The following is a 6,529-nucleotide window of genomic DNA, read 5'->3' as shown; positions in this document are numbered from 1 at the left end:
GGGCAAGCAATCGATGGTAGTACTCTGTGGTAAATTACTGAAAATATTACATGGCATTTGTAAAAAGAAAGTCTATTTTAACGAGCAATTTATGAAGAGGGATATCCACTGTCTCGCAGAGCCAGCGTAAGCATTTCCAATCAACGACCTATAATTAGAAGGATGACACGGAGAAGCCGGCATTATTACTAACACTAAGACCATGAGTCCCTGGGGCAGCTTAGCTGGCCTCTGCCTTATGAATAGACCGAACGAAGGAATGTAAGCGCAATTGACGCTAAGAGACATGGGAGGGTAAGTCATCATAAGCATCGCAGAGATCCATTGTGCATTATATAGTGGAGAAAAATAGCTAATGTTTTCCATTAGTTTTAGCGAAGCGTACACTCGAATTGGTAAGAATAACTATAAATTCAAGACTATGTTTATAAATAAGGTAGAAAAATATTTTTTAACATAAAGAAATGATGAAAACCGTTGATACCTCAATGTTTATAGAGGGAGGTTAGTTTAATAAGGACAATGTTAAAATATATAGTATAGGTAGTAGAAAGGTGGGTCTGTATGATAAAAAATATTGGGTTAATTACAGACGAGTTGCAAAATTTTTCATTTGCAAATATAAAGTGTATTTCAAATTTAAATTTGAGTTTTCTAAAAGAATTCAATGTTTACAGTTCTTTACTTGATATTGATTTCATTATCGAAGGTAATGGTAATCGGTATCTTGTTCATTTTCGTTTCCATAACCCACAGAGTATCACCTTTGAAAGTAATGGGTCTTATCATCAAATTTCTTTAAATATTAAAGACATAACAGAACGAGGTTTTGAGAAGATGAAATTTGAAGTGGAGGACTATGAAGAAAATACACTTCACTTTTTTTGTTCAGAAATCGAAAAAGTCTCTATTTCAGAGACCAATTATGTTATATAGCAATCTTCAACTAACGGGTGCTTTACTTCAAGAAGAAGTGAAGCACTTTTCTAATTGAACTAACGCGGCAGGTTAGTTGATTAAGATTAATGGTAAAATTATGAGTATGGGTCAAAGGAGGCTTAAAATAATGTTAGGTGAAAACTTTTATGAAGAGGTACAAAAGAAACCATTATTCTTTTTGATTTATAGTATTATAGCAATTGTATTTTTTACTGGTATCACATTTACTTTTGTAATCCCTGGGTTACAAGGCTTCAAATGGTACTTCTTCTTTATTGCACTTTTGATCTATTTTGGAGTTGCGAATATATTTGTAGGGTTATTTAAAGAACGACTATCATTGGTTTTTATACTCTCCTTGATATTTAGTGCTTTAGGAATGGGATGGAGGTTATGGCTGGAATGGGGGGAGTTTAGTTTAGTCGAACATATGAGTCCAGTTGTGCTAATTGGCTATCCTTGTATTATCGCATTTATAATATTATTAATGTTTCATTTCTCTTCTAAATTTAAGACAAATAAATAGTAATTATCGATGAATAAAAGTCATTTTTTCTTATTCAACTAACGGGTGCTTTACTTCAAGAAGGAGTAAAGCCTTTTTTCTTATTGAACTAAAGACACAGTTTACTTCAATAAGGAAAGACACATTTAATAAAAATATACACCCATATTTGTTGGGATATTTTGAATTCTTTTCTGCTAAACTATTGATAGAATGGTGGTGATATTATGAAATATGTTTACGCTAACCTATTAGGTGCATGGGTTAATCTATCTGAAGATGAATTGTGTGATGGGACCTCATAAAACTTCCCCTTCAGTGTGGTGGGAAGAAAACGCTGAAATATGGAGTCGCAATAAAAGAGAAGAAGACACGATGTATCAACTTGATTTCATCTGGATTCATTACAAAGGTAAAGAATATAGAATTAACCCGATTTTCATCCAAATCGTCGTCGAAAGTTAAATTCAACCTCAAGTTTTCTTTTTAATTCTTCAATTAGGTTGTTTACACTTTTTAAACTAACGGGTGCTTTAGTTAAACAAGTGGCTACCTGTAAGGGTAGCTTTTTCTTATTGAACTAACGCCGCAGGTTAGTTTAAGATTCGCTTTCCGAAATAATCAATCTTTTTTTATAAAATGAATAGCAATAAACAATGAAACCTCGTATTTTTATAAAAATTCGCACAAAAAACGTGTCCTGAGATAATAAAGTTGTTTATAAAACGCCAATCATGTTATTCAACAATCGGGCTATTGTTGAATAAGGATAGTTGATATTAACTTGGGCAAAATATGAATTGGCAAATCTTTATAGTTGGAGGGATTGAACGTGAGAATACGGATTTTATTACTACTAACTCTCATCTGTTTTCATTTTTCGTCGATAGCAAGTGCAGAAGCCCCACTAACAGCAGTATTTATCCGTGATCATCAGTTGTGGCTAAAACACGGTGGTGAAGAAATACAACTCACAAAAGACCGATATGTGTATTCTCCGAAATGGTCATACGACGGTCGTTTTATTGGATTTATTGATGGTGATGAAAAGGGAGAAAAATCGGATTTATTCATTTATGATACAAAGGAAAAAGAAACCTACCAACCTTATGTAAGGGCCGCTACATCTGACTTTAAATGGTCTCCGAACAAAAATCAGTTGGCCTACACTGATCAAGGTATATTAAATGTGACAAAAATAAAGAATGGCCGGCCGCAAGGATTTGAAAATGTTTCATTAGGCGTTAGTGGTTTTGAATGGTTTCCGAACGGGGAAGAATTTATTGTTTCAGCACAATCCAACTTACTTCCTACCGGATGGAGTCCAATCCCGCTGTATAGAATTCCGGTAGATGCAAATCTCGCCAAAGATAAAATGAAGCCTTTTTATACGATTCAAACTAAAGTACCTGACTTGTTTGGGACTGATGCCGATTATTTTAAGTGGAGTTCTGATGGGAAGTGGGTTAGCTTTTTAGTTATTCCTACCCTTTCTTGGTCCATGGACAGCAATACGTTGAGTGTTTTATCATCACAAGGAAAACACTTTCAAGCAGTGGGGAAAATGTTAGGGTATCAAGACTGGTTTAAGTGGGCTCCTTCTGCCAATCAATTGGCTTATATTTCTGGAGAAGGAAGATTTTTTGTTGAAAACAAGAAAATGACGATTGCGGGAATCCCAATAGTTAAACAACAAAAAGAATACACACCTAAAGGATTTGTAGACCTCGATCTGGAATGGTACTCTAAAGATTTGGTAATTGTGGCTCGTGCGAAAGAGAACAAGGAGTGGAAAGAAGGACCTCCACCAACTATGTTTACATCACTTTACGCAATAAACATGAGAACAGGAGAGCAAAAACAAATCTCATTTCCAGGGAAGAATGAACTTGAGGAAGATCCTCAAGTTGTTGGACCTTACCTTACTTGGTTTCGAAAGACGGCAGAGCAAACTAAAGGTGATGTATGGGTAAAAAATACGTTAACTGGTCAAGAGCATATATGGCTTAAAAATGTAGATTACGCCCCAACGTTTTTCACACCGGAGCAAAGTCCTTGAATAAGCTTCACTTTTCTTCTTCAACTAACGGGTGCTTTAGTTAAACAAGACCATCATTTTGAACTGCCCCGTAAAAGTTAGACATAAAAAACTAACTTTTACGGGGTGTTTTTTATGACCAAATTTACTGTAGATCATTTTTAACTAATCATTTTAATTTAATGTTGCACTATTATAGAATTCATTGTATTATTTAAATCGTAATCATTACTATTTAAGAAGTAAAAATTGGAGGAAAAGTATGAAAGAATTAATTCCGGTCACCGTTTTAAGTGGTTACCTAGGTGCAGGAAAAACTACGGTGTTAAATCACTTATTGTCAAATAAAGAAGGGAAGAAAATAGCTGTTATCGTAAATGACATGAGTGAAATCAATATTGATTCGCAACTCATTCAGAATGGTGGTTTTTCACGTACAGAAGAAAAACTAGTTGAACTGACAAATGGTTGTATCTGTTGTACACTTCGAGAAGATTTGATGATTGAAGTAGAAAAGCTTGCTAAGCAAGGAAACATCGATTATTTAGTTATTGAGTCAACCGGTATTTCTGAACCGATTCCCGTTGCGCAAACATTTACATATATCGATGAAGAAGTTGGTATAGATTTATCGCGTTATTGTAAATTAGATTCCATGATAACAGTAGTAGATGCTTTCCGATTCTGGAGTGACTATGAGAGCGGAGAAACCCTCCTTGAACGTAAACAAACGGACAATGTTCTCGACAGTCGGGATGTTTCGGATTTATTAATTGATCAAATTGAATTTGCAAATATTTTACTGATAAGTAAATCGGATTTAGTTACACCTGAATACATAAAAGCATTTACATCCTTTTTAGTTAAAATGAATCCCGAAGCCACAATCATATCGATAGAGAATGGGGTAGTGTCACCTACAGAAATCCTAGACCAAAGTCTATTTAACTTCGAGAAAGCAAGTCAAGGAGCTGGATGGATTAAAGAATTAAATGAGGAACATGTCCCGGAGACAGAAGAGTATGGAATCACATCTTTTGTTTATAGAAGAAAACGCCCATTCCACCCAGAACGTTGGTACGCTTGGTTGAATACTTTTCCACAAGAAATTGTTCGATCCAAAGGATTCTTTTGGCTCGCAACTCGAAATAACATGGCAGGTTTACTTTCTCAAGCTGCTTCTTCACTCCAAATTCAGGGTGCTGGTCAATGGATTGCATCTCTGCCAAAATCTGAGCAAGAAATGATTTTTCAAGAAGATTCTTCTTTGAAATCAAGATGGGACGATGTTCATGGAGACCGACAAACAGAAATGGTATGGATAGGACTTGATATGAATCGGGATGAAATCGAGTCCCAGCTTGATGGATGTTTGTTAACTGATGCAGAAATGGAAAGTGACTGGACAAAGCTGTCCGATCCACTTCCTCCTTTTATTGAAGCAAATTGAAAATCAGGAAAGTCTTTATGCAACTTGCAGAAATTTGAACAGCTATCTAGAAAGTCTGTTTTTGAAACCAATAGTTAATTATCCAACAAAGAAAAGTCATTCAAAGGGTAGTTAGAACTTTCACAACACACCTAGAATAATTTGAAAATATAAGGAGGGATATAATATGAGAGTAAATATTACATTGGCCTGCACAGAGACAGGTGACCGAAATTACATTACGAAGAAAAATAAACGAAATAATCCAGAACGTATTGAATTGAAGAAATATTGTCCACGATTAAGAAAAGTGACTTTGCATAGAGAAACAAAGTAAAAATTTTACTTATTATAAATGATTCTTGAAACGTTACTTGACGTTCAACAGGGATATGTTTATAGTCTAAATAGTAATTATTACGATTTGTAAAAAGGAGTGTTATTAATGAAAATTTCATTTGCAACAGGGCTAAGTGTATTAGCTATAAGTTCACTACTAGTAGGGTGTCAGACTTCAGAACCAGCTGAAGGCTCTACTGAAACACAAGAGAAAACATCTGAAAGTCACACACATGTAAGTGAAAGTGATCACGAACATAGCCATGCACATGATGAAGAAGCAAAACAAATTTATGACGGCTTTTTTGAAGACAGCCAAGTGAGTGATCGTTCGCTTATTGATTGGGAAGGCGACTGGCAATCGGTATATCCATACCTACAGAATGGTACACTTGACGAGGTATTTGCTTATAAAGCGGAACAGGAAGATGCCATGACTTCTGAAGAGTACAAGGAGTATTATAATAAAGGGTATCAAACAGATGTTGACCGAATCATAATTCAAGGTGATAATGTAACGTTCTTCAAAAATGGAAAAGAATATTCTGGTGAGTATATCTATGATGGATACGAAATCCTAACATATAATGCGGGAAATAGAGGGGTAAGATACATATTTAAACTAGTAGAAAAAATTGAAGGGCTTCCTCAATTTATTCAATTTAGTGATCATAGTATCAAACAGAATGAATCTGACCACTACCATTTGTATTGGGGTGACGACCGTAAGGCATTACTAGATCAAGTCACAAACTGGCCTACCTACTACCCATCAGAAATGGATGGACATGATATTGCACACGAAATGATGGAGCATTAAATTTTAAGAGTAATAATGTTTTTACTTTGAAATAGTAAATTTGAAATTAAAATTTAACTAAAACTATCGTTGGGAAGTTAGTAGCTTAAAGAGGAATGCTTAGTTATTTTCTTATTAAACTCCCATGAAAATTAGTTCTTCAAGAAATGAAAAATGACAATACTTAAGAAGACCCCTACTTAATCGTTAAAAAAAGAGGAGAGCGTAAATAAGTCTATGGATTACGGTTGACTGGATTAAGGTCAGTATCAGTATTGACACTTCCTAACCATTTTCATTCTCTGTGGTGCAGCATTTTTTTGTGCTGCATGGATGGCTAACGGGTGCTTTAGTTAAAGATCATGGGGTTGCTTAGGCAACTCTTTTTTCTTATTAAACTCCCATGAAAATTAAAAAACGATTAAAATCTATAAAATGGCATAACAAAAGAGACTCAGAAATTGCTTTTTTAAAAAAAGG

Annotated in this window: 7 protein-coding genes; all 7 read left to right on the top strand. The window is 34.8% G+C overall.

Annotation, left to right across the window (positions count from 1 at the left end):
• Nucleotides 1–564 precede the first annotated feature (564 nt).
• The 7 genes from BMZ04_RS21610 to BMZ04_RS21580 all read left to right on the top strand — a co-directional run bounded on the left by BMZ04_RS21610 (nucleotide 565) and on the right by BMZ04_RS21580 (nucleotide 6,070).
• Nucleotides 565–936, top strand: coding sequence for a hypothetical protein (locus tag BMZ04_RS21610; protein ID WP_093277756.1), 372 nt, complete (start codon nucleotides 565–567; stop codon nucleotides 934–936).
• A 130-nt stretch (nucleotides 937–1,066) separates the two neighbouring features.
• Nucleotides 1,067–1,465: an ABC transporter permease gene (locus BMZ04_RS21605; RefSeq protein WP_093277753.1), complete on the top strand. Its 399-nt coding sequence runs from the start codon at nucleotides 1,067–1,069 to the stop codon at nucleotides 1,463–1,465.
• A gap of 270 nt (nucleotides 1,466–1,735) precedes the next feature.
• The gene (locus BMZ04_RS21600; RefSeq protein WP_255368069.1) at nucleotides 1,736–1,909 is read left to right on the top strand and encodes a hypothetical protein; all 174 of its coding nucleotides are present in this window, start codon (nucleotides 1,736–1,738) and stop codon (nucleotides 1,907–1,909) included.
• A gap of 367 nt (nucleotides 1,910–2,276) precedes the next feature.
• Nucleotides 2,277–3,503, top strand: coding sequence for an eIF2A family protein (locus BMZ04_RS21595; protein ID WP_093277750.1), 1,227 nt, complete (start codon nucleotides 2,277–2,279; stop codon nucleotides 3,501–3,503).
• 241 nt (nucleotides 3,504–3,744) lie between these two features.
• The gene (locus BMZ04_RS21590) at nucleotides 3,745–4,932 is read left to right on the top strand and encodes a GTP-binding protein (RefSeq protein WP_093277748.1); all 1,188 of its coding nucleotides are present in this window, start codon (nucleotides 3,745–3,747) and stop codon (nucleotides 4,930–4,932) included.
• Nucleotides 4,933–5,098: 166 nt separating this feature from the next.
• Nucleotides 5,099–5,248, top strand: coding sequence for a 50S ribosomal protein L33 (gene rpmG / locus BMZ04_RS21585; RefSeq protein WP_093277745.1), 150 nt, complete (start codon nucleotides 5,099–5,101; stop codon nucleotides 5,246–5,248).
• Between the two features lie 108 nt (nucleotides 5,249–5,356).
• Nucleotides 5,357–6,070 carry a ZinT family metal-binding protein gene (locus BMZ04_RS21580; RefSeq protein ID WP_093277740.1) on the top strand — a complete coding sequence of 238 codons (714 nt, stop codon included), beginning with the start codon at nucleotides 5,357–5,359 and terminating at the stop codon, nucleotides 6,068–6,070.
• Nucleotides 6,071–6,529: the final 459 nt, after the last annotated feature.

Origin of the sequence: Psychrobacillus sp. OK032 (assembly GCF_900111345.1) — a bacterium.
Taxonomy (GTDB): Bacteria; Bacillota; Bacilli; order Bacillales_A; family Planococcaceae; genus Psychrobacillus.
The sequence above is the reverse complement of the archived record's forward strand: the minus strand, read 5'-3'. Positions and strand labels throughout refer to the sequence as shown.

Bases quoted from the DNA above. Each gene is read 5' to 3' on its own strand.
- BMZ04_RS21610 (WP_093277756.1), top strand. From the start codon at position 565: ATGATAAAAAATATTGGGTTAATTACAGACGAGTTGCAAAATTTTTCA.
- BMZ04_RS21605 (WP_093277753.1), top strand. From the start codon at position 1,067: ATGTTAGGTGAAAACTTTTATGAAGAGGTACAAAAGAAACCATTATTC.
- BMZ04_RS21600 (WP_255368069.1), top strand. From the start codon at position 1,736: ATGGGACCTCATAAAACTTCCCCTTCAGTGTGGTGGGAAGAAAACGCT.
- BMZ04_RS21590 (WP_093277748.1), top strand. From the start codon at position 3,745: ATGAAAGAATTAATTCCGGTCACCGTTTTAAGTGGTTACCTAGGTGCA.
- rpmG (WP_093277745.1), top strand. From the start codon at position 5,099: ATGAGAGTAAATATTACATTGGCCTGCACAGAGACAGGTGACCGAAAT.
- BMZ04_RS21580 (WP_093277740.1), top strand. From the start codon at position 5,357: ATGAAAATTTCATTTGCAACAGGGCTAAGTGTATTAGCTATAAGTTCA.